This is a genomic window from Mycobacterium marseillense (assembly GCF_010731675.1).
GTDB classification, from domain to species: domain Bacteria; phylum Actinomycetota; class Actinomycetes; order Mycobacteriales; family Mycobacteriaceae; genus Mycobacterium; species Mycobacterium marseillense.
This window is the reverse complement of record NZ_AP022584.1, coordinates 1,296,653-1,322,913: the sequence shown is the minus strand read 5'-3', so window position 1 is coordinate 1,322,913 and position 26,261 is coordinate 1,296,653. Positions and strand designations below refer to the sequence as shown.

Sequence of the window (26,261 nt, the reverse complement as noted above, 5' to 3'; positions counted from 1 at the left end):
CTGCTGCCGGTGGAACCACTGGCGCGCGGGCTGTGGCGCAGTTTGGTAGCGCACTTGACTGGGGGTCAAGTGGTCGCAGGTTCAAATCCTGTCAGCCCGACCAGAGGAAATGTGTCCTGATCTGCGGTGACGCGATTAGGTCAGGATGAGATGACGCGGAGTTGGGGACCACTTGGGGACCACAAGTGCCGCTCAAGCAGGTCGCCCGCATTGATGACGGATTGCCGATCGGGGTGCAGATAGCGCTGGGTCGTTGTCAGCGCTCCGTGACCGGCGATCTTGCGGAGGATGTGTAGCGGGACACCGGCATCGGCCATCCACGTCAGTCCCGTATGCCGTAAACCATGGCGCGTGAGCTTTTCGTAGCCGAGCTGGGTGACCACGGCATCCCAAGAGGTGGCGTCGCGCAGCGTGGCTGTGGTGATCCTTCCGCCCCTGGGGCCGATGAAGAGTCGCGCATCGGGGTTGCTTGCGACGACGTCCATCCGTCGCTGGACGAGTTCGCGGACAGCCGGGATCAACGGGACTTCGCGCGCACGTTTGCCCTTAGTGTTCTTGTCCACCAAGCCACCCGGCGATGGGGTGGTCTGACGGCGCACCGTCCATATCCACTCGTGGGTGTTGATGTCGCGCACCAGGCATCCGGCCACTTCGCCGATGCGGGCGGCGGTGCACGCCTCGAAGATGACTGCGTCACCCCAACCCCGATAACGGCCCGCCGACCGGGCGACGAGTGCATCGGCGAGGGTGGTGAGGGCAGTCCAGTTCGGGAGCGCAAGTGCCCGTGGATCGTCGAGTTCGTCCTCGGCGAGCTTGTATTGGCGCTGCCAACCGGAGACTCGAGCCGGATTGCGGTCGATGATGCCGTCTCGCAGCGCTTGTTCCATGATGCGGACGAGCACGGCGAGGCTGTTCTTGACAGTTGATCGACTGCATTCGTCCGCGATCCACGCGTGCACAGCTCGATCCACTGCACCGTTGGTGACCATCGCAATGGGCAGGTGCCCAAGCGTCGGGACAACGCGTTTGCGCCAGCCGGCCAGGTAGGGATCGGTGGTCTTGGACTCAAGCCCACGCAGCGCCAATTCCATGTTCGTGGTGCCGTATTCCGCCAGCGACGTCGTGGCCGTCTTCGGGTCGACCCCGTGCGCCGCGGCGCGTTCCATCCGGGCGGCCCAGTCGACCGCGGCTTCACGCGTTGCAAACGAAGCTGATTTCGAAGCGCGGCTCTTGGTGATCGGGTCGATCCACCGGACCCGAGCGCGGAAGGGAGCAGCTCGGCTGGGGCGCTCCTCGATGTCAACTGATAACGAAACACCAAGTGGAAGTGTCAGTTCTTCGGCCATCACGCGACCTCGCCGGGGTCAACGTGCCGACTGGACAACCATGCCTCGACATCGTTGGAGTTATACATGTACACCCGGTCCGAAACGCGTACGAAGGCCGGGCCTTTGGGCGGATGCGACGTACGCCAGCGTCGAATGGTGGATGCGTCGACGTGGAGCAGCTCGGCAAGTTCGGCTGAGCTGTACCAGTGCCCGTCTAGCAAGGCCATCGTGCTGCGTTCCCTTCCCGCATCGGCCGGCGCGAGCTTTCGGGCGCCAGTGTCGTGCGGTACCTCGTTTCTAAAGGCTAGAGCTGGCGGTGGCGTTACGCGACGGTCGGCCGGGACGAGAATTGGCGCATCTTCCCGCGCTCACCGGTTCGGTCGGCAGTCGTGCGCCGCTGCTCCACTCCGGCTCGGTGTGTGTGGCCGCCGGCTTAGTAGCGACCTTTGCGGGCCGCGCGTTCTGCTGCGCGGCGCTGCTGGCGGCTGAGCATGACGTCGTGCTGGCCAGCTTGGTGCAGTGGGTAAGCGGCGCTCGCCACGACAGACTCCAATTCCGCCACGCGGATTCGCAATCGCCGCAACTCCTCAGACTCACGGCGCAGGCGGGCCAGTTCCTGGTCGCGCTGATCGGCAGCGTCGACGTCATGGCGGAGACGCCTGCGGAGCGTCTCGATCTCGTCGCGGGCCTGCCGGTACGACGGATCCTCCGACAGGACCCGGTGGAGATCTACCGAGGCCGCGAACTGCTCCATCGCGGACCGCAACTCGTCGCCGATGTCGCCCGACGCGTACCGGTGCACAAGGGATTGCAGGAGAATTTTGCATTGGTAGTCCGAGCTAAGAAACAGGCGCGCCAAGGTCTCCATGGAGGGCAGCGGTAGGCGCGCATCAGGGTCGGGACGATGCGCGCGAGGCACCTCGACGACACGCACCGCCGCGCCGGAATCAAGGGCTGCGATGCGCTCCGCGGATGCTCGCCGCCGGCAACGCGCGGAGCACCACACAGGGCGTCGACCCGGCCCCTTATCGGGTACTTCGAAAGACGTACCGCAGCGCGGGCACACCCGTTCCGAAACCGTTCTTGCCTCCAAGACCACTGCGTCAACGCCCCCTACCACGCTGCTCCGGAAAACATCTGGACGAAATGTTATCAATACGAGACCTAAGTGCAAAAGGTGTGATGTTCGGCGCATGGTGAAAATTAGCAGCGCTAACTTTCAGGTAAGTGCACCCGGCCGCACGGGTCATTTGCAGTGCAAAGAGGGTTAGCCGGTTGACGCGCCAGGCAGCGCGGTTGGACGTGAACCGAAATGATCGGGGCGCGGATGACTGAGCCATGGCGCGGTGGCGGTCTCCCTGCGCGCGGCGCTTCTGCGAACCGATGGTCCTCCGTCGTGCGACCTCGAAAACCGCGCGTCGGGTTATCCCGCCACGCTCGAGGGGCGGAGCGGCTCTGGCACGGACACGACACAGGGCACGCGGAGACGAATGGCCTTCTCGCCCTTCGTTTCGGTAGTCGACGAGGTCTACACCGAGAACGTCAATTGCGGGAAGCGCACGTCGAAATGAGTCTGGTCCGCAGTGAGCCAGTCGTCGCTGACGATTCCGTGCACGACTGACAGCGGCACAGGGTCCATCGCAACTAAGGCTCGCGCTAACGCTTGCTCCATCAGCGGCAGACTACCGAGTGGCCTGAGGGTCGAACGCGGGTACCGCGTGTGCCAACACGCGGTCCGCGACACGTGGAAGTCTCAACTCGCGCCCGCCCGGTTTCTTGGCCGGTGAAACGCGAGGTCGGGTGTCACGATGGCCGAGTGGCAGGCGAGCGGCGCGCAGTGGCGGCTGTTCCGAGTTGACGCGCCACCCTGGCGGTGGTCCCGAACAATGGTGGCGGCATGTTGGCGCGAGATGGCGACGGCTGGCTGGCCAGCGGTCGTGATTGGCTCGCGGAGCGGCGCAGAATGCGGAGCGGCTTGAATATCGCCCGGCATGCTGACTAACTGGGGAAGTCGTCGGCCGGCGCAGCGGGGTCCCGAGTGCCTTGCCGACCGTGGGCGATGCGGTGACTCACGGCGGAGACCGGAATTGCCGGGGCGCGCCCCCGGATGTTGAAGTCGTCGGTGAATGTCGTTTCCGGTTCTGAAAACGCTGCCGGATCAATGGCTCACTGAATCTCGCGCACGTACGTTTCGGCTTGGTTGGCACTCCACCGGTTGCGGGTGTAGTCCCAGATCTGCTCCAGGGCGGACTGGGTAGCAGGGGACACCAGGCGCTTATTTCATTGGCTTGACGCGATGTCCTGGGCTCATTTCACTGGCTCGGCGCGATGTCCTGGCAACCAGGCAGACATACCGTCTTGCACTCCGCGGTCTGTCTCTTCCCCTAGGGCTGGGCTGCCCGGAGGAGCAGTGTCTCGACAGTGACGGCGCTCATCGAAAATCCCCGGCTGTGCTCGCCGAAAATCCTCACCTGTGAGCAGCGGTCAGTGTAGTTGTTGGCGGGTGCCGGTGGTGGTTCGGCGCAGGGTTTCCGCGGCGGCGTGGTGGTCGCGGAGGCGGTAGGACTCGCCGTCGAGGTTGATGACCACGGAGCGGTGCAGTAGGCGGTCGAGCATGGCGGCGGCCACGGTGGTGTCGCCGAGGATGTCACCCCATGCACCCACCCCGCGGTTGGTGGTGATCACGATGCTGGTCTTCAAATAGCGTTGGGAGACAACCTGAAACAATGCCGAAGCGGCTTCGGCGGGCAACGGAAGGTAGCCGAGTTCATCGATCACCAGAAGGGTCGGGCCGGCGAAGAAGCGCATGGTGGTGGCCCAGCGTCCCTCGATCGCGGCGCGGTGGCAGCGGGCGGCCAGATCGGCGGCGGTGGTGAAGTACGTCCGGTATCCGGCATGGGCTGCGGCCCTTGCCAACCCGACGGATAGGTGCGTCTTGCCGGTCCCGGGCGGGCCGATGAGCAGGATGTTGGTCGCCGATTCCAGGTAGCGGCAGGTGCCCAGCTCGTCGATCAGCTTGCGGTCGATCCCGGCGGCGGCATCGACATCGAAATCGGCCAGGGTGGCCGGGGTGGGTATGCAGGCGAACCGCAGCCGCCCGGCCAGTCGGCGGGCGGTGGAAGCCTCGACCTCGACGGCCAGCAGCCGCTCCAAGGCAACGGTCAGCGACAGCCCCTCAGCGGTGGCCTGGTCGAGCACCGCCGGTAGGGCTTCGGCGGCCGCGGCCAGTTTGAGCTCGGCCAGATGCGAACGCAACTGCTGATAGCGGCTCGCCGCCGCCGACGGCGATTCCTCGGTCGTGGTGGTGGGCTTTCCGGTGCGCGGGGTGGGGGTCATTGGATGGTCCTGTTCTGGGCGGCCCGCTCGTAGGCGGAAAGATCGATGACGGTGGAATCGGTTGACGGAGTCGACGTTTCAATTGCGGTGGTGGATGGCTGCTTGAGTGCAAGCAGTTGCGCGGCAGCGGCTTTGGCAGCCGGTCCGGGTGGGATGCCTTCCTTGCGGCGGTGCGGGCGCCCGGTGGTCGCGGTGGCCATTGCCACGGCGTCCAGGGCGATGACATGGCCGCTGTCACGCACCATCACTCCGAGCCCGTCGGCGGCCAGTCGGTGTCGGGCGATCACGATCCCGCTCATGGTGGCGATGTCGCAGAACTGCCCGCCGACGGGATGAGACACCACCACGTTGGCGGCGGCCAACTCCGGGGGCACCGAGTAGCGGTTACCGCGGTAGGACACCATCGCTTGGCGCGAGGCGGTGCGTGCCTCGGCCACGATCACCGGATACGCCTGCGCCGCCACCGGTTGTAGTGGCTCCGTTTCGGCCACCACGGCGACCGAGGAGCGGCCATCAGCGGTGGCCCGCAGCCGGGTATCGCCGCGGACCCGGGCGAAGCGATCCAGGCTCGCTTGCGCCGCCTCGACGGTCACCTCGTCGGCCAGGGTGCGCCACCAGCGTTGCGCAGCGGTGTGATTGACCTTTTCCACCACGCCCTTGCGGTTGCCGCGCCGGGGCGGGCAGATCGCCACCGACACGCCATAGTGCTTGGCCACCCCGGTGAAGGAGGCGGTCACCCGGCCGCTACCGGGGTCGCAGACCGTGGCCATCCGGTCGAAGCGCCACACCCGGGTACAACCTCCCAGGCCGCGGGTCACGCGGTCCAGGCCGGCGACCAGATGCGGCTGGTCCTCGCTCGGCGCCAAATAACCGCGCCACTTGCCCGAGTGCGACAGCGAGCCGACCAGCAGGTGCGCAGTCTTGCCCCAGCCCCACGATTGCGGTGGGTCGGGCAATTCCAGCCAATCCCATTGGGTTTCATCACCCGGTGCATGTGGGATAACCGCGTTTGGGCGCTGCGTGGCGGTCCGGCACGCCTCACACACCGGCCGCAGATCGCGGGTTCGGATGTTGCGGGTCAGGCTCTGATACGACAGGGCGAACCCAAGGTTCTCGAGTTCGTCGTAGAGGGTGCGGGCCCACAGGTGCGGGTCCTCGGTCAGCCGCGCGGTGACGTAGTCGACGAACGGCTCGAACGGATCCGGGTCGGGCCGGGCCCGCACCCCGGGCTTGCCGTCGCCGGCCAGGTACTTGCGGACCGTCTTACGGTCAAAGCCGGTGTGGCGGGCGATCGCCGAGATCGTCCAACCACGTTTGCGTAGGGCATGTACTTCCACATCGTCCTCCCATGTGAGCATGAGAAAGCGGGCCTCCTTCGATGGAGCAACTGGCGTCAGACACCAGAAGCTTCGAAGGAGGCCCGCCCTTCTCGGCGGAGCCACACGGGTGGGGAATTTCGATGAGCATCAGTGGGGAATTTCAGTGAGCGCGGTCAACAGCTACAGCTGAGTGTGCCGAACGGATTCGGGTCAGCACTGGTCGGTGGGGCTTGTCCGACGGAGGCGACAGCGATTGCAGCGCTAACCAGTATCCTGATGATCACCTGGGTTACCCCTCATCTACCGGTGATTTGTCATCGCATCTGCGACTCGATGCGACCCGCAGGCCGTCGAGCTATACGCAGGCCATCATCTGTAGCCAGCGGATACAGTGGCATCGGATAGACGTCTCTCGGTGTGATCTACACCACCCCCGTAGGGTACCTCCGGTCAATCCACGGCTTCACGCGCCAGGTATAAAGGCGCGCCGTCATTAGGTCTGCGCGCGGGCCGTGTGACCCGCCACGGGCCGCCCCTGGTGTTCCCGATAGGCCCCAGTCAGTTCCGATCTCGTGCCGGATTGGCACTGCGAGGTGGTGAGCCATGATCAGTGCCCGTCGTTCGCCTTCGCCGGCCCGCCAATGCATATCGTCTAAGCCGGAAAGCTTCCGCTGTGGGTGCCCCGGGAGGTCGGGTAGCCATCACCGCCGCTTTCGTCGGGGTGCCAACGCACCGACTTGAGCTGGTGTGGCCTCGCTGGAGGTAAGGATCGCGTGGGGGACATGATCGCTTACGCATCGCCCTGACTGTATGTAGGCGCCGAACCGTGCTGCGGCCCACCAACAGCCGGCCGCTCAGGTGGGCAAAACGTCAGAGTGGGCGGGCTGCAGGCGGTGGGTCCGGTCCAGGCGGTGTAAGGCCACAGCGGCGACGATTCCGACGAGAACCATTCCTGCCCATGCCAGTTCGCCCAGGCCCATTTGTCGTGCGGAACCCATGACCGCGCCCGTGGCCAAATTACCGACGAGGATTCCGGCCCCGATGATGGTGTTGTACAAGCCGTAATGGGTGGCGACCAGTCGGCCGCCCAGCGAGACCACAATGTCCATCTCGAACGGGAAGACGGCGGCCGAGCCGATGGCCAGCAGGCCCGCAGACATCAGAAGCGCCGCGATCGCCGGAAGAGCACCGAAGCGTTCGCGGTCTGGGACGACGATCAACGGCAGGAACGACGCTGCCATTATGGTCAGGCCCACGGCCAAACTGCGTCTGGTTCCCCACCTCTCGGCGAACCAGCGGGTGATGCGTAATTGTCCACCAACCGCGGTGAGCCCTGAAACGGCGAAAAGTGCTGCGACTAGTAATGAATGAGATCCTGGCGCCAGCATCGACGCCTGCAACGGCAGTGCGAGATTGATCTGAAACGAGAGCACATAGGAACCGGTCATCGCCGCGGCGAACAACAGGAAAGAGCGGTTAGCGACGACGACCCGCCAATCTTGCAGTATCGAGGTCTTCTCCGGCGCTGGGTCGGCGCGGCAGCGAGGCAACGCCAGTAGTTGCACGACTGTGAGCACGGCGAAGACGACTGCCGCGCCGGCCGCGGCGACCCGAAAGTCCATGGCCATCAGGGCAAGTCCAACAATTGGGCCAAGCAAGATGCCGGCGTGATTGAAAATGTTGAACATCGCGAACGCCTCGACACGGCGGACGCCGACGTCGGCGGCCAGATACGCGCGGATCGCTGGGTTGAACAATGCACCGGCGAAACCGGTGGCTGCGGCGGCGATCGACACGACGGGCAAGGACTGGCCCGTCACCAGTAGTGCGAACCCACCGGTGCGCAGTAGACATCCGGCCACGATCAGCCACTTGTAGCCCAGCCGATCGGCAAGGGTGCCTCCCACGATGAACATGCCGAGCTCAGAGAAATCCCTGGTACCCAGGACCAGCCCGACAGCCCACGCCGCCAGCGCGAGCGGGCCGGCCAGGTAGCCGGCCAGATAGGGCATCAGCATGTAGAAACCGACGTTGATGCCGAACTGATTGATCAGCAGAATCCGGCTGGCCGTGTCGAACCCGCGAAACCGCGCCACAAAACCCACTGACCGCACCCTATACGTCAACTCCCGCTATCAAAACGCAGACGCCGGTCAGACTGCTTGAGGCAGATCCTTGCGGAACCGTCGCAGCAGCAGCGCCGCCGTCGCGGCGAAGCCGGTGCTGAGCCCGATCCACACTCCGGCCCCATGCAATTGCGCCGGGAATGTCAGGAGCAACATAGCGGGCAGGCCAACCAACCAGTACCCGATCGTGGTTGCTCGCAAGCCGGCTTTGGTGTTGCCGATGCCCCGCAGGAGTCCCACGGCGATGTTTTGGGTGAAGTCCACGATTTGCTGGATTATCGCGAAGAAGAGGAAGAATTTGGCGATCACAATAGTGGCCGAATCGGCGGGGTCTAAAAATGGCCGTAAAACCCAGTAGGGGGCTACCACGTAGAGCAGTCCGAGTGTCACCGTGCTAATTACCCCCAGGAGAAGCGCGACGACCGCTATCTGCTCGGCCTGCCCTTTATCACCTTTGCCGGTCGCACGGCTGATGAGGATGGATGATCCGTGTGATAAGCCGATGCTGATTTGGAAGGCGATGCGGGTCAGCTGAGTCACCACATTGTGCGCAGCCAACACGATGGGGCCGAAGGTTCCCATCACCACGGCGGCCAGCGACGTGATCCCCGCCTCCGAGCCGTACGTCAATGAAATAGGGACTCCCAACCGCAGGATGTGGCGGGCCATTTCAGCGTCGGCATTCCAGCCGTCGATCGACAGCAGCGGGGCGAGGTGATTGTCACGGCGCAGGATGAAATAGAAGGCCGCAACGGTGAGTACCTGCACCAGCGTCGTTGCCAGTCCGATGCCTGCCAAGCCCAGCCGGGGGAGGCCCAGCAGTCCGTAGATGAACACCAAGTCCAGCGCCGCGTTCAGTGCGATGGAGGCGATGCTGACCGCCAACAGGGGACCGGGGCGGCGCATACCAACGGAGAACTGCCGCAACACATTCAGCCACACCATCGGGACAAGCCCTGGAGCTAAGGCAATCATCATGGGTCGCGCGAGGGCCAGCACGTCTTTGTCCACCCCGAAGACGGGCAATACATAGCCCAAGGCGATCAGTGCGGCGCCGAGAAGGACAGCCGTCATGGTGGCCACCAAGAAGGCGGATCGGTTGATCTGGCGGATCTCCGTGTGCGCCTTGGTGTCTGGGCGGTCGCTTCCGGAACGTGCCTCCCCTTGAGCGGCTGCAGTGGCGACCAGATTTCCCACCGCGGTGACTACACCGACGCACATGGTGCGCATCAGGTTGTACAGGATCGCGGCAAGCCCACCGGCGGCGATGGCTTGCACTCCGATGAGGCCCATCATGGCCAAATCGGTGGTGGTCAACGCAACTTGGGCGAATTGCACACCCGCGATGGGTGCGGCCAAAGCGGTGAGCTGCCGGCCGGTGCGCATCAGGGGAGCAAGCCGCACCCGGCGGTTTTCACCCACGGGCGCCCGGCTCACCAGCGATCGCCATTCTGGTCGGGGCGCCAGCGAAACCGGCCCTCGTCGTCGCAAGTCACCTCGAGTTTCGGCGGCAAGGGGAGTCCATGGAACTCGGATTCGTTCTTGTCCATCTGGTAGCCAGCGGTGTTGGGGTAGATCAGCAGGTCACCATAACGCGGCTGCCGCGGTAGCTCCACTTTTCGCCAGGTCAGCATGTCATAGTCCAGGCAGCTAGCCCCGCCGACGCAGCATCGGACCGGGCCTGTCGACTGCAGCTCGTCCGAGCTTTCTTGCGGCCACAGCGTCGGATCCGGGAGGAACTCGCTGGATTTCCACTGCTCCGACAAGCTCATGCTCAGCCCGAGAACGGTGATGATCCCGTAGTCGCCGCGCCGCTTGAATCCCTGCACGGGAAAAACGGTGAATCCTGCCCCGTTGAGCAACGCGCGGCCGGGCTCGAGCAGGAGCTTGGTTCCCGTCGTGGCGAATCGGTCGCCGACGGTGCCTTGGCCGCCGGCGTCCTCGCTGGAGAGGATTGCGGCCAACATGTCGGCCCCGGTCGGCTCCTGATGATAGGGGTAGAAGTGGGTGAACGTTTTGCCGGCGTGAAAGTCGCTTTCGGTGCTGTCGCGCAAGAACCGATCCCACGTCTCGGCGTCGAGGTAGCTCACTGCGAATCCGCCGCCGATAGAAATGGACGTTGCCGCCAGCCCTTGCGCACGTGCCTCAACGACACGATCAACCAGCTGGGCCGCCAGCTGCGCACGTGGCGCGACCTCGTATCCGTTGAGGTGAAACGAGAATCCTTCCATTGACACACGCGACCGCTGCTGGGCGCATTGTTGTAGCGCGGCATCCAATTCGGTGGGGTTTAGACCAAATCTGCTGTGCGGGTTCACCTCTGGAAGCACCCGCAACATGATCCGGACGCTCTCGCCGCGATGGGCCAGCGCGATAACCCTGTCGAGCTCGTCGAGGGCGTCCACTGCGATCAAGCAACCGTGGCGGGCGGCTAGCCAGAGCAGATGTTCGCTTTTGGCGGGCCCGGTGACCACGATGTCTGAACCGCGCACACCGCAACTAAGCGCATGAACCAATTCCGGGGCGCTGGCTGCATCGACACCTGCGCCGACCTGCGCGCAGACGCGCAACCAGCACCCCGCCTTGTTGGCTTTCTTGGCGAAAAATACTTGCCCTTCCACGCCCGCCGAGTCGAGCACATCGCTAAACGCCTTCAGGTTTCGGGCGAACTGCGGCGCGAACAGCACGTGAAACGGGCCTCCGAGCGCATGAGCCATATCGGCTATCAACGAACGATCAGATATGACTTCCCGGAACCATTCCGGCTCTACCGCCGGCAGCGACAACGGCGTCTGTGCTAGCTCCACAGTTTGATTTCCTGTCCGCGTCCACGAGCGATCGCTTGGGCGGCCAGTTCGTGCGCCACAGGGATGTCGGTGATGGCCATGCCGCTGTTGAAAACGAAGACCCGGTCATCGTTGTCTCGCCTGCCCGGTGCTTGTCCGGCGAGGATGTCGGGCAGCTCGGTGTCCAAGCGTAACGAGCCGTTCTCGTCGGCGAAGCGGGTGCCCGTGACCGCCAGTTGGCCCGCGCTCGTCGCCACGGCGTAGTCGGCGTCGCGCAGCGAGGACGAGTGCACGCCGGTCCCGTTGACCGAGACGAACAGCGCCCCAGGCTTAAGCCAGCTGGTGCGGAACTTGACCTCGGTGGCCGGCCCAGCCGAGGTGGCAACTAGAACGTCGGCTTCGCTGGCGGCTTTCTCGGGGTCGGTGACGATTTCGATGTCTCGGTCGGGGTATTGCTCGCGGACATGCGCGCGCACGGCGGCGATGCCATCGGGATGGGTGCCGAACAGCAGGAGCCGATCCAAGTCCGGCAGAGCAGTCAGCAGGTACGGGAAGGTGTATCGGCCTTGGGCGCCCGAACCGGTCACCAGCGCGGTGCGGGCCCCGGGCGGTGCGCATGCGCCCGCGATCAGCGCGGTGTTGGCGGCAGTTCGTAGCGCGGTCACTCGGAAGCAGTCCATCAATGCTATTGGCAAACCCGCTTTATCGTCGTAGAGCGTGATGGTGATGTATTCTTTTTTCCCGTCGTCGTTTTGCATATAATAGTCTTTAAACGCCGTGATTTGTGAACCGCCGTCATAGCCGGGCATCGCATAGGCGGCCGAATCCCGGTACGGCGAGCGCATCATGATTTTTGCCGGCGCCCGGGAAGAACCTTCGGCCACTCGCAGATAAGCGCCCTTGACCAGTTCCATTACCTCAGTGGGACTGATCGCAATGTCGGCGATATCGCTGCGTGTTAGCACGCGCAATCCCACGTCCTCGCGGTCCAGAATCTGCTGTACCGGTCGGCTGCCTGTTGCTGCAGAAACCATTACTGTATTCCGTCCTCTCGTATTTTGATCCAGCCGCAGTGATGAATGGGAAGTCTGCTGCGCACAATACTTGCAGCGCGTCTATGCAGGAATTTTCACGTCGACTGAGCCATTTCCTCCCTGCATCCCCGCAGCCGCCTTTCGGATCGGTATTGCCCCGCGCAGCAGTGTGGGGTTGGTGATGGTGGTGGTGCGGGTCCAGGAGGTGATGACGTGTTGGTTGGGGTCGGTGAGGGTGGTGGGTTGGGGGGTGGTTTGCCAGTCCAGGAGCTGGTGTTGGTGGCAGTAGTGGTCGTTGTAGATGGTGTCGAAGTAGCGTTGGGGTCCGTCGGGGAAGACGGCGGCGATGCGGGTGTCTTTGGGATAGGTGCGTGCGGCCCAGCCGGCGACCAGGGCGACGGCGCCGACGCTCCAGCCGCCGCTGGCGAAGTTGCTGGCCGCCAAAGTGCGTGCGGCCCAGACGGCTTCGTGGGGGGCGACCCAGTGGACTTCGTTGAAGGCGTGGTAGTCGATGTTGGCGGGATGGATGCTGGAGCCCAGGCCGCGCATGAGCCGGGTGGTGGCGGGTTGGCCGAAGATGGTCGAGCCGATGGTGTCGACTCCGATCAGTTTCATGTCGGGGTTGAATTGGCGCAGTACCCGCGCCACGCCGGCGGAGTGTCCGCCGGTGCCTACCGAGCAGACCAGCACGTCGACGTTGCCGAGTTGATCGAGCAGCTCCAACGCCAACGACCGGTAGCCGGTGATGTTGTCGGGGTTGCTGTATTGGTCGGGGCACCAGGAGCCGGGGTGGTCGGCCAGAACTTGGGCGACGCGGTCTTTGCGGGCTTGTTGCCAGCCGCCGATGGGGTGGGGTTCGGTGACCAGGTCGACCTGGGCGCCGTAGGCGGCCAGCATGTGGCGCACGATGGGTTCCATGCCGGTGTCGGTGACTACGGTGACCGGGTGCCCGTAGGCTTGGCCGGCCAGCGCTAGGCCTAATCCGAGGCTGCCGCTGGTGGATTCGACGATGCGCGCTCCGGGAGCTAATTCGCCGCGGGCGCGGGCGGCTTCGACCATGTGCAGGGCCGGGCGGTCTTTCATGCTGCCGCCGGGGTTGAACCCTTCTAGCTTGGCCCAAAACCCGCGATCGGGTGGGGTCAACGGCGCCTCAATGCGCAGCACCGGTGTGTTACCCACCAGGGCGGCGGGTCGCCGGGAAGTGGCGGGGCGGGTGGTGCGCAGTCGCGCGGCTCAACAACCTTCAGGGCCGCGATGGGGTGAACGCAAGTGTTGTCGAAGGGAAGAATTTCAGCCATGGAATTCGTCGCTTTCACACGGGAGCCGCGAATACCGGTGCGCGGCACATGGTGACAGGGGTCAGCGGTCGCCGGCCGCTGCCACTAAAGGGCAGAAACGACCTGGCGCTGACCAGTCAGCGACGAGACAAGCAGAACCGGGTCAAGACGTCTTGACCGGTAACAGACAAAGCCGGGGTATGGGGCGGGCCGCGCCCGGCGGGCACCCCAAACCGGGCCAGCCCACCGGTCAGCGCCACGGCGGCCACCGCACCCAACGCGATTAACGCAGCCGCCACCGCGCCCGAGCGCGGCAGCACCGCCGTGGTGAACTGCTCATGATGTCCGCCCGCAGAACCCTTGCTCACATGCGGATGATCGACATCAACGGTGAACTCACCACCCAGCGAAGCCACCAACGCGTGGGCCGGATGGGCTAGCGAAGACTGCGAATGCCCCATGATGCTGTGGGCGCCGATCAGGACCCCCCACATCGCCAACCACGCCGCAGCCCCCACCGCCACCACATACCGCAGCCGTGGCGTTCCGCTAGCGCTGGCCAATCTCATAACACCCCGACCGTAGCACCGCTGGTCGTGGCCATCCGCGCTCCAAAATGAGTCGACACCCGGCCGAGATCAGTCCGTGATCGATACCCCATCAGCCGCCCGTGGGGGTCGGCCAAACGTCCGAACGTAGGTAGGGGAAAGTCCACAACACCGACGATACGGTGTGTACCCCATACCCGCAAAGGGTAATGCGGCTTCCAGCTTCGTGTGTCGATACACGCAGTGTCGAGAGGGTCAGTCTTGCCATACGGCTGACGGCCCGTTGCCTGACGTGCGGGCCTACACGAGCCTGAACTCGGCCACCGGTCTGGTTGGGCCCTCTAATGGGTGATTACCCGTTGGGCGCGATACGGCACGGTACGTGCCATAATGAGGCCCATCAGCACTCGGATTTCCGCGATCCTGGCACCGCTTCCACGACACCGACGCCATTGCGATGGCTGACCCTCTTCGCCACGCAGTAGGCGCAGGTCCCCCGATGACCAAGACGCTGGGAGGATAGATGACAACCCCACTCGGATATTCGGCGCAGAAGGACAATTACGCCAAGCGACTGCGCCGCATCGAGGGCCAAGTCCGCGGCATCGCGAAGATGATCGAGGACGACAAGTATTGCATCGACGTCCTCACCCAGATCAGCGCCGCCAGCAGCGCCTTACGGTCAGTCGCGCTGAATCTGCTCGACGAGCACCTTGACCACTGCCTGACCCGCGCCGCCGCGGAGGGCGGCGACCAGGCCCACGCGAAATTGGCCGAAGCCTCCGCCGCAATCGCACGACTTGTTCGCTCTTGAACGCTGCACGCATGCATACAACCGCTGCCAGGTGGAGCTCACACGACGCAGCAATCCGCGAGCGCCGTCGCACCCGCATGACGCAAGCACACGTCGCTCAACCCTTCGCGAGGCATTAAGCGCCGGGTAACGAACACATGGCATGGGCCTGGATCATGTTGGCAGCAGGCGCATTCTCTGTTCGTCGAATTCTTGCTGCGTGAGGATTCCGGCGGCACGCAGCGACGCCAGCTCGCGGAGCTCGGCAGCGATGTTGATCGCTCCGACCGGCGAAACCTGCGGGGCGTTTGTCTTGTCCTTCTTGTTCGGGTCGCGCGGGGATTTCGCCGTCTCGGCCCGGCTTCGCTCCCGACCCAACGCGCTCGTGCCGGCCATCGCGCGCCCGGCCATGCTCGCCACCGCCATCTCGCCGAACAGGCTCCCGGTGCCGCTGGGGGCGGCCGCGGCAGCGGCTTCGGCGGCGGCGCCGGCGCTGGTCGCCGGCAACGCCAAGGCGGCCGGTCGTATCGCCGGGGCGGCGGCTGTCCACCCGGGCGGTACCGACAGGCCGCCGACGGTGTTGGCCTCACCGAGCCCCGCTGACGCCAGAGTTCCAAACCCGCCCGCCGGGTTCGTGATGACCGGGAATGGCGATGGCGGCACCGCGCCCGCCCCCGGCCAGGACTGCACACCGGCCCAGCCGCTGACGATGTCATCGGTGTGGAAACCGGTTAGCGCGCCGGCAATGTTGAAGGGAAGAGTCGTCGTACCGAAGGGTGTTACCGTGCCGAGTCCAGCGACGCTGGCGGGCCCGTTGAGAAAGACCGTGATCAGATCGCTCTCCACGCCCAGCACGTCCGTCACCGACGGGTCGACGGCAGTTGGTCCCACTGCAGCTCTGCTCAGCATGTTGGGTACCGCCGAGAGCGATTGCTGTCCAACGGCATTGCGTGCGCTCCCGGCGGCGGTGCCGGTGGCCTGTGCCACGGCTCCGGATTGATCGGCACCGGAGGTGGTGGTCTGATCCGGCTCGACAAACGGCGTCAGCCTGGTCGCCGACGCCGTAGAACCCGCGTAGCCGAACATCGCCGCGGTGTCACGCGCCCACATCTCGGCATACTCGGTCTCGGTCGTGGCGATCGCCGGCGTGTTCTGCCCGAGGAAGTTGGTCGCGACGAGGGACGCCAGCAGGGTGCGGTTCGCCGTGATGACCGGGGGTGGCACCGTCTCGGCAAAGGCCGTCTCGTAGGCGAAGGCCGCGGCCCGGGCCTTGGTGGCGGTTTCTTCGGCCTGGGCGCCGGTGGTCCGCATCCACTCCAGATAGGGGGCGATCGCCGCGGTCATGGCCGCAGCCGACGGGCCGACCCACGGGCCGGAGGTCAGGGCGGTGATCTCCGCCTGGTAGGAGTCCGCCGTCGACTGCAGCGCGGCGGCCAATTCGTCCCAGGCCATGGCGGCGGCCAGCATTGGTCCCGAGCCCGGACCGGCGTACATCCGCGCGGAGTTAACCTCCGGCGGTAGTACTGCGAAGTCCACGTTCTCCTCCGATCGCTTTCATGGCCGCGAGGGCATCGACGGCTCCGGTGCGCGTCGTATGGGGGTAGCCAGCCGAGCAGCAAACAAATCGCGATCCTTCGGGCAGTGCCGGTACCACGAAGGAAGGCGACCTAATGAGACGGTCCCGACTGCTGAGGGGACGGCCTCACACGTTTGCAAGCGCTCCCACGTCAACGAACAGAGCGAAATACAGATTAACTTGCACATGACGCAAGAACTCACAAAGGGTTTGGCGCCTGGTCCGAGAAATCGCGTTCAGCCGCCGTCAGTCGCCGCACAGCCATGATGGGTTGTGAGGTGTTGATGCCCCTGCACTGCCCTTGGCGGTACAGCCGGATTCATTCGCTGAACGAGAATGCCGTCCGCCGCCGCGATTCGGTGTATGCCGGTCAACTGGTTCTATCGGGATGCTGTAGCAATACGACCGTTCCTCAGGAGCATCGTCGACCGGATACGGTCTTTATCGAATTTCGTCGAAGCGCCTGATTGAGCCAAAGCGGCTGCGGGCAGACTTGTAGCTGTCGTGCAGCGGTCGACAAGTCAGCGCATCGCCAGAGCGCCGGGGGGCGGCCGCGAAAACGGAGGAAAGGGCTTGTTGTGATGAGAATCAGGACTCTGGCGGCGGCTGTCGCGGCGTTGGCGGCGCTGGTCGGCGTCGGCGCATGTAGTAACTCCGGCAATGACCAGGCTGGCCCCACAAAGGGCGCACCGACTTCAGCGTCGGCCCCCGACGGCCATAAGCAGGCTGATGTCGTGTTCGCGCAGCACATGATTCCGCATCATCAGCAGGCCATTGAGATGAGCGACATCGTGTTGGGTAAGCAAGGGATCGATTCCCGTGTCGTGGATCTGGCGAATCAGATCAAGGCAGCTCAAGGGCCCGAGATTGAACAGATGCAGACTTGGTTGGGCCAGTGGGGGACGCCGAGCCAGACGATGATGCCCAGCCAGAGCATGATGCCCACTCAGAGCACCATGCCGGGTATGAGCGGGATGTCCGACGAGGACATTGCCGCGCTAAAGAACGCCCAAGGCGTGGAGGCCAGCAAGCTGTTCTTGACGCAGATGATCCAACATCATCGGGGCGCGATCGCCATGGCCCAGGACGAGGTCAATTCCGGCGGATATCCTGCGGCGACGGCGATGGCCCGCTCGATCGTCGCCAGCCAGCAGCAGGAAATCGACACCATGCAGAAGCTCCTGGCCTCGCTGTAACTGTCAAGACGCTCGAGGGATCACCGGATACCCGGCTGAAACCGACGGAGCCGCAAGCTATTACTGACGACGAACCCCGACGAGAGCGCCATCGCGGCGCCGGCCAGCATCGGGTTGAGCAGCCCGGCGGCGGCGAGCGGCAGCGCGGCGACGTTGTAGGCGAAGGCCCAGAACAGGTTTCCCTTGATCGTGGCCAGCGTCTTGCGCGACAGCCGGATTGCGTCGGGAACCGCGCGCAAGTCGCCGCGGACCAGAGTCAGGTCACTGGCCTCGATGGCGACATCGGTGCCGGTACCCATCGCCAGTCCGAGGTCGGCCTGGGCCAGCGCGGCAGCGTCGTTGACGCCGTCGCCGACCATGGCCACCACCTTGCCGTCAGCCTGCAGCCGCTTGATGGTATCGACCTTGTCCTGGGGCAGCACCTCCGCGATCACGCGGTCGATGCCGACCTGACGGGCGACTGTGTCAGCGGCGGCCTGGTTGTCGCCGGTGAGCATGATCGGTGTCAATCCAAGCGCGCGTAATTGGCTGATGGCCTCGGCCGACGTCGATTTGACCGCGTCGGCAACCACGAGCACGCCACGTGGCCTGCCATCCCAGCCAACTGCGACGGCGGTTTTACCTTGCGACGCGGCCGCCCGCATGGACTCAGCGAGCTTCTCCGGCAGGTGCTGCGACCAGTCCGCCAGCAGTCGTTCGCGGCCTACCATCACCGCGTGGCCGTCGACCACACCTTGGACACCGAGCCCCTCGAGGTTGGTGAATTCCTCGACGGCCGGAATCTCGCCGAGCTTCTCGCGTGCCGCTTTTGCGATCGCGGTGGCGATGGGATGTTCGGAGGCAGCCTCCAGCGCGCCGGCGACCCGGAGCACCTGATCGGGCTGTTCGCCGTCGTCGGTGATCACATCGATCAGGGCCATCGCGCCGGTGGTTACCGTGCCGGTCTTGTCGAGGACGATGGTGTCGATGCGTCGCGTCGATTCCAGCACCTCGGGACCCTTGATGAGGATGCCGAGCTGGGCTCCGCGGCCGGTGCCGACCATCAGAGCGGTCGGCGTGGCCAGGCCCAGTGCGCAGGGGCAGGCGATGATCAATACTGCGACGGCAGCCGTGAACGCCGCGCCGATCGACCCGCCGACGACCATCCACAATCCCAGCGTCGCCACCGACAACACGATGACGATCGGCACGAAGATGGCCGAGATCTTGTCGGCCAGCCGCTGCGCGTTCGCCTTTCCGGTTTGCGCCTCCTCGACCAGCCTGGCCATCTGCGCCAGTTGGGTGTCGGAGCCGATCCGGTTGGCCCGCACCACGAGTCGGCCGCCGACGTTGATGGTGGCCCCGATGAGGTGGTCGTCGGGCCGAACCTCCACCGGCACCGATTCGCCGGTCAGCATCGATGCGTCCACCGCCGAAGCGCCCTCGACGACGACGCCGTCGGTGGCGATTTTCTCCCCCGGCCGCACCACAAACTCGTCGCCCACTGCCAGTTGTTCGATCGGAATGCGTTGCTCCAGACCGCCTTTGCGCACAGCGACGTCCTTGGCGCCGAGGCCGAGCAGCGCACGCAGCGCGGCGCCGGCCCTCCGCTTGGCTCGGGCCTCGAAGAACCGGCCAGCCAGGATGAAGGTTGTGACACCGGCGGCGGCCTCGAGATAGATGTTCCCGGCACCGTCGGTACGCGTGACGGTGAACTCGAAGGCGTGCCTCATGCCAGGCATTCCGGCAGTGCCCCAGAACAGCGCATAGACTGACCAGCCCAACGCGGCGAGCGTGCCCATCGAGATCAGCGTGTCCATCGTCGCGGTGCGGTGGCGCAGGTTGGCCCACGCGGCCCGATGGAACGGCCACGCCCCCCACACCACAACTGGAGCAGCAAGCGTCAGCGACAGCCATTGCCAGTTGGCGAACTGCAGCGGGGGGACCATTGCCATCACGATCACCGGCACGGTCAGCACCAGCGAAACCAGGAGCCGCTGCCGTAGCGATGCCGTGGGGTCGCCGTCGGGCTGCTCGTTCGGGTCACCATCGGCCGCCTTCTGCTGGGGAAGCGCCGCCGTGTAGCCGGCCTCCTCGACCGCGGCCACCAGCTGATCGGGCGAGACATCGCCGACGTAGGCCACGCTGGCCCTTTCCGTTGCGTAGTTGACCGTCGCGGTGACGCCGTCAAGCTTGTTGAGCTTCTTCTCAATTCGGGCCGCGCACGACGCGCAGGTCATGCCGTCGATCAGCAGCTCGACGTGGCCGATGGGTGTTGTCTCGATGACGGGACGCACACTGCTCTCCTTTAGAGGCCCGGCCTGCTAGCGGGCCGGCGGACCGTTCGACGGGGGTCGCACACAGTTGAGGGTTTGCCTCAGCCGGCGAGCTGGTATCCGGCCTCTTCGACGGCGGCCTTGAGCGCGTCGTTGTCGACTGGGTTGTCGCTCTCCACGGTGACCTTGCCAGTTGACAAATCGACGTCGACTGCGGTGACGCCGGCGATGCTGCCGACCTCATCATGTACTGAGGATGCGCAATGGGCGCAGGTCATTCCCGCAACCCTGACTGTGACGGTGCTCATGTCGGCTCCTTTCACGTCGAAAGCCGTTTCAATCAACAATATACCCCCATAGGGTATCTGTCCAAGTGTCAACATCCCGAACGAACGCGCTGCCGAGCTCACGGGGACGAAGGTTCATTTGGCATAACCACATTTCGCCGAAAATATTGCCCCGATCGAAAGATGGCACGGACCACCAACGGCTGGTTGACGGCCTCACTGCGAAGCGAAGCGCCCATTTCTCGAGTCGCATCGGGCCGGCATGCAGTCCGGCGGCCGAATCGACGCGACGCACAGGAATTAGTTCCTGGTCAAGGTGCAGCTCGCGGCCCGCCCAACTGCGTCAGAACGTCTGCAAGGGATGCCCCTCCGAGAAGGTCCGAGACCTCTAGATCGTGATTGAATTCGGCCTTCACACGGCGGCGTAACTCCAGTGCCTGCAGGGAATCCAGGCCGATCGCGACCATGGGGGCGGTGGTGTCAATCGTCTCGGTGCGGTCGACACCGATGGCTTCGGCTAGCAGGTTTACCAATCGTCGGGGTAGACCTGTCTCCTCGACGGGGGCTGGAGCTTCGACGATAGAAGTTGCCGCGACGGGCGAGGTCAGCTGGGACAACAGCGGGCCGTAGCCGTAGACCTCCAGGACTGATCGTGCGCGAGTGAAGTCGAATGCCGCGACGATGGCATTTCCAGGAAGTCGGCGCATTCCCAAAGCGATTGCGTCGGCGGGAGACATCGGGACGACGCCGATGGCGGCCAGCTGCGCCATGCTGGCGTCATCGAGATCAAAATGGACGGTCCACTGTCCCCACTGCACGGACACGCAGTCCAAACCCTCGGCTCGGAGTCGGTGCGCCATAGCGTCGAGTATCCGATTGGCCGCCGCGTAGACGACCTGTCCCCGGCCGCCGATCGTCGCCCTGGCCGAGGAGCATAGGACTACCCGACAGTTGTCTGTCCTGGGGAACGTCCCTAATATGCGGCAGATGCCAACAACTTTGGCGCGTAATGCCTGGTCGACTTTCTCGGTGGTGATGTCCAGGAATTCGACAGCCGAATACTCTACGGCGGCATGGATGATCAGATCCGCAGGCACGCTTTGGTTTTCGGCAGCCAGTCGCGAGACCGCTGCTTGGTCGCCCACGTCGCACCTAGTGACATGGATCGGCGTCGCTGCGGCCGAACGAATGCGCTGCAGTCGATCTGCGACGGCAGCCGTCTCGCCCGATCTGCTTACCAAAGTGATTCGCTGCGCGCCGCAGTGCGCGAAGTGCTCGCAGAATTCGAGCCCGAGATTTCCTGTTCCCCCGATGATGAGCACATGCTCAGGGGGTGCTGTGTCGCAGTCGCCGGCGGAGGTGTCGCTCTCGGCGATGCGCTTGGCGTAGAGGCCGCCGTTGCGGAATGCCAGCTCGGATTCTTCAGCCGTGTGCAGCGCCGTGAGGATTGCGTGTGTCGAGTCTGACGCCGTCATTCCGCGCGGGAGATCGAGGTGTCGGAATCCAATGCCTGGATAGTCGGCACCTATGCTGCGAAACCCTGCGCTGGCTGCCGCGTGAACCGGGTCCGGCGGCGCATCGTCTGCAACAACCGTCTCACCGCCGACTGTTACGAGCCAGCAGTCGGTGACCGCGTCGTGTATCCCCGGCCACCAGCTGCGGTCGGCAAAGAATGTCGCGACCTCGGCTGCTGCGGCGGCGTCGTCCAGTTCGGGCGATTGCGGAACCAGGATGACGAGCGTATTAAGATCGCCGCTGGCGGCGCTGCTTTCGGTGTTGATCATGCGAGCCGTGGCGCCGATTTCTTCGGCCACGACGCATAAGGTGGTGGCCAGGTCCCCGCAGGCTCCGGTGTGATCCACGATTCCGAGGGCGCGCGGCGGCATCAGTGAGCGTTGCGACAGCCGAACCCACTCCTCGACGAGAAGGCGAGCCGGTATGGCTTCTGCGGCTCGGCTGCGCGCCGAATCAGTCACTGCGGCAACGGGTGTGACAGCGGATGATTGGCGGGCACGCACGGGCAGAACCTCGTTATACGGCAGCCACAGCCGCGTCTCGTTCATCCGGGTGTTGGGGAAATCGCGTAACGGCAGCCGGACGTGGCCGTCAGATTCGGTGCGCAAGCACTCCCACGAATAGTCGAGGTCGTGTACTGCCACCTGCGCGAGGCCGCGGGTGAACTCGCCCAAATCGGTGGCGGTTCGCTCCGACGTGCCGACCACCACCGCCTCGCGTTCGTCCGCCTGGAGGGCGAGATTCTCGTGAATCGCCAACTGCAGCGTCGGATGTTCGGCTAGTTCGACGAAAGTATCGATGCCGTGCCGCACCGCGGTCGCAATCGCTTTGTCGAAGCGAACGGTGTTGCGCAGGTTCCAGAACCAATATTCGTCGACCGGCAGCTCAGGCATGATGGGGCCGCCGAGAGTGCCTCCGAGGCAGTCGATGTCGGTGTCGAGGAACTTCGCATTCTGCAGTTGGCGCTGCATGGACGCACGTACCGAAGCGGCGAGCTCATGGATCAAGCTGCTGTGCGCGGGATACTGCACGCGAATGACGCGCGCGAACGTGCCGCGCTCGGTCAACGTGTCCACGATGCCCTGCACCGTCTCTTGATCGCCTGAAATGCCCACCATGCTCGGGGAATTCACCACCGACAGCTGCGCCCAGCCCGAGCAACGTGCGAGTAAGTCCTCGCAGGTGTCACGGTCGGCGGCGACAACGGCCATGGCGTAATCACCGGAGGCGAACTCGTCGGCGGCACGTGCACGGAGCCCGACGACGAGCGCGGCATCTGCCAAAGTGGTCATCCCGGATACGTAGGCTGCGGCGATCTCGCCTTGGCTGTGCCCGATGGTGACGTTGGGCGCAATGCCGAATGATCGCCACATCGCGGCCAGGCCGGCCATCTGGGTGAACAACGCGGGCTGGACGACGCCCGAACTGTCTTCGGCTGGAAATTTGTCGTCGAGAAGGTATTTCAGCGGCGACTCGCCGAACTGCGTCTGGAATGCCTCGGCACAGCGATCTGCCTCGGTTCGGAATGCCGGTATCGATTCGTAAAAGAGCCGCCCCATCCCCGGTCGTTGGCCTCCCTGCCCGGGAAAAACGTAGGCGAGCCGGCGGGTGCTGGCGGGTGTATTGGTGCGCACCAACGAAGGATGTTCGTATTCATCGATAACCGCGTGCAGGGCGCTGATCAACTCGTCGCGCTGGCTCACCATGACTAGGGCTTGGTGCCGGCGCGCGATCCGCGTCCGAAACAGCATTTCGGCGATCCGGTCGGGTGTCACCTCGGGATGGTCTGCGGCATAAGAAAGGAGGGCGACAGCCTCATACCGTAGTAATTCGCGGGTTTCGGCCGATAACAGGACGGGAATGGTGTCGTTCGGAAGCCGGTAGGTAAGAGGTGCCACTATTCACTCCAGGGAACTTGCGGGCATCGCGATGATCGCATGCGCGTTGGCGCCACCGGCGCCGAACGATGAGACCGCGCCGTAGCGGACGTCGCCTATGGGCTCCCACTGGTGCAGTTTTGTCGCCAATCGCAGGCCTGTCAGGTCCCAGTCCACCGTCTCGGTGGGGTTGTCCGAGAAGAGCGTTGGTGGGATCTGACCGTGCTGGCCGGCGAGTAACAGTTTGATCAGTCCGAGGATTCCGGATGCCGCTTGCGCGTGCCCGGCGTTCGACTTCAACGAGCCCAGCCGCGCCTCGGATCCCGCCGCGCCGTAGGTCTTGAAAAGGGCCAGCAATTCCACCGGGTCGCCCGCGCGGGTCGCGGTGCCGTGCCCTTCGATCATTCCGACTTCGGCCGGATCGATCCCCGCCGCGTCAATTGTCTTGCGGATGAGCTGCTCTTGCGCGCGCACCCGGGGTACGAGGATCGGCTTGCCTTTGCCGTTGTGGTTGGTGCGGACGGCCAGGATGCGTCCATAGATCCGGTGTCCCAGTCGGCGTGCGCGGGATTCAGATTCGACAACGACCATCCCCGCGCCTTCCCCCCACACGGTGCCGCTGGCGTCCTCCGAGTAGGCGCGGCAATGCCCGTCAGTGGAAAGCGCATTGAGCCTTGCGAACTCGTAGAAAGCTCCCGGTGACCCCATGACGCACGCCGCGCCGGCAAGCGCCCATTCGCACTCGCCCGTCCGCACCGCCGTGGCTGCCAGGTGTAGTGCGGTCAACGACGACGCACACGCCGAATCGATACACATCGATGGCCCGGACAGTCCAAGGCAGTGCGAGATACGCCCGGCGGCCCCCAGCTGGCCTAGGCTGGCGATCCGATGCCCGCTGTGGGCATCGGCTACGGCTGCACGCGGGCCGTACTCCATCGGGGACATCCCGACGAAACAGCCGACGTCGTCGCCGTCCAGCGCACCGGGGTTTATCCCCGAATTCTCCAGTGCCTTCCACGCCACGCGCATCGCCACCCGTTGCTGGGGCTGCATCACGAGGGCCTCGCGATGCGTGATACCGAAGAAAGGCGGGTCGAATGTTGTTGCGCCGTCGAGGAATCCGCCCGCGTCGAATACCGGCCCCCAGCTGTCTAGCTCGGACACCGAAAGGAGATCGTCGATCGGCCAGCCGCGATCGCGCGGAAAGGGGGCAATCAGTTCCCTGGCTTCGGCAAGTGCGGACCACAAGGCTGCGGGACTGTCGATTCCCCCGGGCGCCTCGACGGCCATTCCGGAAATGACGATCGGGTCGTCGCTGCTCACGCCGTCTGCTCGCGGTGCGCACTAGACGCCAACAACTCCGCGACGGCGCCTATGTGCGATTCCAGGTAGAAGTGTCCGCCGTCGAACATCGTGACCTTGAGGGTGTCGGTATGTTTGCCCCATCCGTACAGATCGCCCATCGTGATATAGGGGTCCTGATCACCGCCCATCGCGTGTACCGGAGCCGCTACCTTGATGTCGTCGGCGCAGGAGTAAACGTCAAAAGCGTTGTAATCGGCTTTGATCACCGGAAGCGCCCGTCTCATGATTTCGCGGTCGGTGAACACATCGGTGCTAGTTCCCTCCAGCGCCGCCAGATGGTTGAGGATCCCCTCGTCATCCTTGGGATGCGGTGGCTTGGCCGCTGCGCGGCAAGGGGCAACCGCCGCGGAGACGTTCAACTGGCGCACATCGATTCCGCTGGCTTCGGCGATACGGACAAACTCGAACGCGACCAACGCACCCATGCTGTGCCCAAACGTGACGATCGGGATCCCGCGATTGTGCTCCGACGTCCAGAATTCGCCGAACGCTCCAGCGGCGATCTCGGGGAGTGATTGCAACGACGCTTCAGCCGCCCGGTCCTGCCGTCCCGGGTACTGGAAAATAATGACCTTGAATGTCGTGCGCAGTGCTTTCGAAAATTCGCGGTACGCCGACGCGCCAGCCCCAGCATGCGGAAAAACCAGCAACGGAACGCTTTCGGGCAAATCCGGTTCGTGGAACTGTCTGATCCACCCCAGTGTGCGCGGCATGCAACGCTACCTTTCGCTTCGTGTCGCTGTATGCGCCGCGAGGAGTCCGCGGCGGCACGACCACCGCATGCGTCATTAACTTAGCGTAGGCTAACATAAGCTCCTCGCCTTCGGGAGATGGCACCGGCCCGTCGTCCGGGTTCGGGGCGGCGCTGGTCGGCCCTATCGGTCACGGATCATGAGGGCGGCGCGCTTGTTCGGCAGGTCGAGCTCCGTGATGCGCTGAAACCCCGCGTGGTCGAGCACCCGGAGCACCCGCACATTGTCAACGTCGGGTTCGGCGACCACCCGGGCGGCTTGCGGATCCGCATCCAGTTGCCATGACGAGACCGTGCGTAGCAGGTCCACCGCCAGCCGCCGTCCGCGACACTCGGGTGGACCCAGCAGCATGTGCACGCCTGCGTCGTGCTCGCGGGCGGGGTAGTACTCGGCCAGCGGATCAAGGTCGGCGCGGTAGAGCTCCCAATAACTCATCGGAAAGCTATCCAACAGACCCAGGTATGGAACCGAGTGCGCGCTGGAGTGCTGTTGTTGCAGATAGGACGCAATCCGGACGCGGGACCACGGCTTCCTCCAGAATCGCGCCACCTCGGGGTCGTTCATCCAGCAATGCATCAGGTCGAGGTCGCCGTCGGGGTCCAGCCGGCGCAGCGAGAATTCGCCCGCGAACACCTCATGATCAACCGCGGCGCGGCATTGCTGCAGATCTAGCATCTGCACCCGTGTACCTCCCGACCGAACGGGCCCATGTGGTGCGCGACGAGCACATAGGGCAATGGGCAATCCGATCTCGTCGCCGCGGCAGGCGCACGAGCCCTGTAACTTAGCGAAGGCTAACATAAGCCCGCAGTCGCGGTACGGTGCCGGCGACGAAGGGATCGTGGATGCGTGTCGTGTCGTTCGGGTTCCGGATCTGGGATGTAGGACGTC

The 26,261-nt window shown here is 64.6% G+C and carries 20 protein-coding genes and 1 tRNA gene; 3 read left to right on the top strand and 18 right to left on the bottom strand.

Annotated features, from left to right (window positions below):
- Window positions 1–26: 26 nt before the first annotated feature.
- A tRNA-Pro gene (locus G6N26_RS05800) sits at window positions 27–103 on the top strand.
- A gap of 37 nt (window positions 104–140) precedes the next feature.
- On the opposite strand, the gene G6N26_RS05795 is transcribed toward G6N26_RS05800, so the two are convergent.
- The 11 genes from G6N26_RS05795 to lpqS form a co-directional block, all read right to left on the bottom strand.
- Window positions 141–1,346, bottom strand: coding sequence for a tyrosine-type recombinase/integrase (locus G6N26_RS05795; RefSeq protein WP_033710438.1), 1,206 nt, complete (start codon window positions 1,344–1,346; stop codon window positions 141–143).
- Complete coding sequence (locus G6N26_RS05790; RefSeq protein WP_008257535.1) at window positions 1,346–1,555, bottom strand: helix-turn-helix transcriptional regulator; 210 nt, start codon at window positions 1,553–1,555, stop codon at window positions 1,346–1,348. The genes G6N26_RS05795 and G6N26_RS05790 overlap by 1 nt, the downstream gene beginning before the upstream one ends.
- Before the next feature lie 206 nt (window positions 1,556–1,761).
- Window positions 1,762–2,196: a hypothetical protein gene (locus G6N26_RS05785; protein ID WP_014711852.1), complete on the bottom strand. Its 435-nt coding sequence runs from the start codon at window positions 2,194–2,196 to the stop codon at window positions 1,762–1,764.
- Window positions 2,197–3,812: 1,616 nt separating this feature from the next.
- Window positions 3,813–4,664 carry an IS21-like element helper ATPase IstB gene (gene istB / locus G6N26_RS05775; protein ID WP_014711849.1) on the bottom strand — a complete coding sequence of 284 codons (852 nt, stop codon included), beginning with the start codon at window positions 4,662–4,664 and terminating at the stop codon, window positions 3,813–3,815.
- A complete protein-coding gene (locus tag G6N26_RS05770; protein WP_014711848.1) occupies window positions 4,661–6,022 on the bottom strand; it encodes a Mu transposase domain-containing protein in 1,362 nt (453 codons plus the stop codon). Before G6N26_RS05770 ends, istB begins: the two co-directional genes overlap by 4 nt.
- An 815-nt stretch (window positions 6,023–6,837) precedes the next feature.
- Complete coding sequence (locus G6N26_RS05765; protein ID WP_014711847.1) at window positions 6,838–8,088, bottom strand: MFS transporter; 1,251 nt, start codon at window positions 8,086–8,088, stop codon at window positions 6,838–6,840.
- A 48-nt stretch (window positions 8,089–8,136) separates the two neighbouring features.
- The gene (locus tag G6N26_RS05760) at window positions 8,137–9,531 is read right to left on the bottom strand and encodes an MATE family efflux transporter (RefSeq protein ID WP_232067536.1); all 1,395 of its coding nucleotides are present in this window, start codon (window positions 9,529–9,531) and stop codon (window positions 8,137–8,139) included.
- A gap of 11 nt (window positions 9,532–9,542) precedes the next feature.
- Window positions 9,543–10,826: an alanine racemase gene (locus tag G6N26_RS05755; protein WP_014711845.1), complete on the bottom strand. Its 1,284-nt coding sequence runs from the start codon at window positions 10,824–10,826 to the stop codon at window positions 9,543–9,545.
- An 80-nt stretch (window positions 10,827–10,906) separates the two neighbouring features.
- On the bottom strand, window positions 10,907–11,929 hold the full coding sequence (locus G6N26_RS05750) for an ornithine cyclodeaminase (protein WP_020822743.1): 1,023 nt from the start codon (window positions 11,927–11,929) through the stop codon (window positions 10,907–10,909).
- An 81-nt stretch (window positions 11,930–12,010) separates the two neighbouring features.
- The gene (locus G6N26_RS05745) at window positions 12,011–13,108 is read right to left on the bottom strand and encodes a PLP-dependent cysteine synthase family protein (protein ID WP_020822742.1); all 1,098 of its coding nucleotides are present in this window, start codon (window positions 13,106–13,108) and stop codon (window positions 12,011–12,013) included.
- A 235-nt stretch (window positions 13,109–13,343) separates the two neighbouring features.
- Window positions 13,344–13,775: a putative copper homeostasis (lipo)protein LpqS gene (gene lpqS / locus G6N26_RS05740; protein ID WP_231504777.1), complete on the bottom strand. Its 432-nt coding sequence runs from the start codon at window positions 13,773–13,775 to the stop codon at window positions 13,344–13,346.
- A 502-nt stretch (window positions 13,776–14,277) separates the two neighbouring features.
- Between lpqS and ricR the strand changes: the two genes are divergently transcribed.
- Window positions 14,278–14,568, top strand: a complete 291-nt coding sequence (gene ricR, locus G6N26_RS05735; protein ID WP_008257501.1) for a copper-sensing transcriptional repressor RicR — start codon at window positions 14,278–14,280, stop codon at window positions 14,566–14,568.
- Between the two features lie 153 nt (window positions 14,569–14,721).
- On the opposite strand, the gene G6N26_RS05730 is transcribed toward ricR, so the two are convergent.
- Window positions 14,722–16,083 carry a PPE family protein, SVP subgroup gene (locus G6N26_RS05730; RefSeq protein ID WP_033712898.1) on the bottom strand — a complete coding sequence of 454 codons (1,362 nt, stop codon included), beginning with the start codon at window positions 16,081–16,083 and terminating at the stop codon, window positions 14,722–14,724.
- A gap of 621 nt (window positions 16,084–16,704) precedes the next feature.
- Here G6N26_RS05730 and G6N26_RS05725 point away from each other — a divergent pair.
- Window positions 16,705–17,319: a DUF305 domain-containing protein gene (locus G6N26_RS05725; RefSeq protein WP_033712897.1), complete on the top strand. Its 615-nt coding sequence runs from the start codon at window positions 16,705–16,707 to the stop codon at window positions 17,317–17,319.
- A gap of 20 nt (window positions 17,320–17,339) precedes the next feature.
- Here the strand turns inward: G6N26_RS05725 and G6N26_RS05720 are convergent, their stop codons facing one another.
- From G6N26_RS05720 to G6N26_RS05695, 6 genes are all read right to left on the bottom strand, one after another.
- Entirely contained in the window at window positions 17,340–19,538 is a 2,199-nt protein-coding gene (locus tag G6N26_RS05720; protein WP_231504893.1) for a heavy metal translocating P-type ATPase, read from the bottom strand.
- Between the two features lie 137 nt (window positions 19,539–19,675).
- Window positions 19,676–19,882 carry a heavy-metal-associated domain-containing protein gene (locus tag G6N26_RS05715; protein ID WP_014711838.1) on the bottom strand — a complete coding sequence of 69 codons (207 nt, stop codon included), beginning with the start codon at window positions 19,880–19,882 and terminating at the stop codon, window positions 19,676–19,678.
- 290 nt (window positions 19,883–20,172) lie between these two features.
- Window positions 20,173–23,274, bottom strand: a complete 3,102-nt coding sequence (nbtC, locus tag G6N26_RS05710) for a nocobactin polyketide synthase NbtC (protein ID WP_020822736.1) — start codon at window positions 23,272–23,274, stop codon at window positions 20,173–20,175.
- Window positions 23,275–23,277: 3 nt separating this feature from the next.
- A complete protein-coding gene (locus tag G6N26_RS05705; protein WP_014711836.1) occupies window positions 23,278–24,576 on the bottom strand; it encodes a beta-ketoacyl [acyl carrier protein] synthase domain-containing protein in 1,299 nt (432 codons plus the stop codon).
- Complete coding sequence (locus G6N26_RS05700; RefSeq protein ID WP_014711835.1) at window positions 24,573–25,331, bottom strand: thioesterase II family protein; 759 nt, start codon at window positions 25,329–25,331, stop codon at window positions 24,573–24,575. The genes G6N26_RS05705 and G6N26_RS05700 overlap by 4 nt, the downstream gene beginning before the upstream one ends.
- A 162-nt stretch (window positions 25,332–25,493) precedes the next feature.
- Window positions 25,494–26,051, bottom strand: a complete 558-nt coding sequence (locus G6N26_RS05695; RefSeq protein WP_014711834.1) for a GNAT family N-acetyltransferase — start codon at window positions 26,049–26,051, stop codon at window positions 25,494–25,496.
- Window positions 26,052–26,261 lie beyond the last annotated feature (210 nt).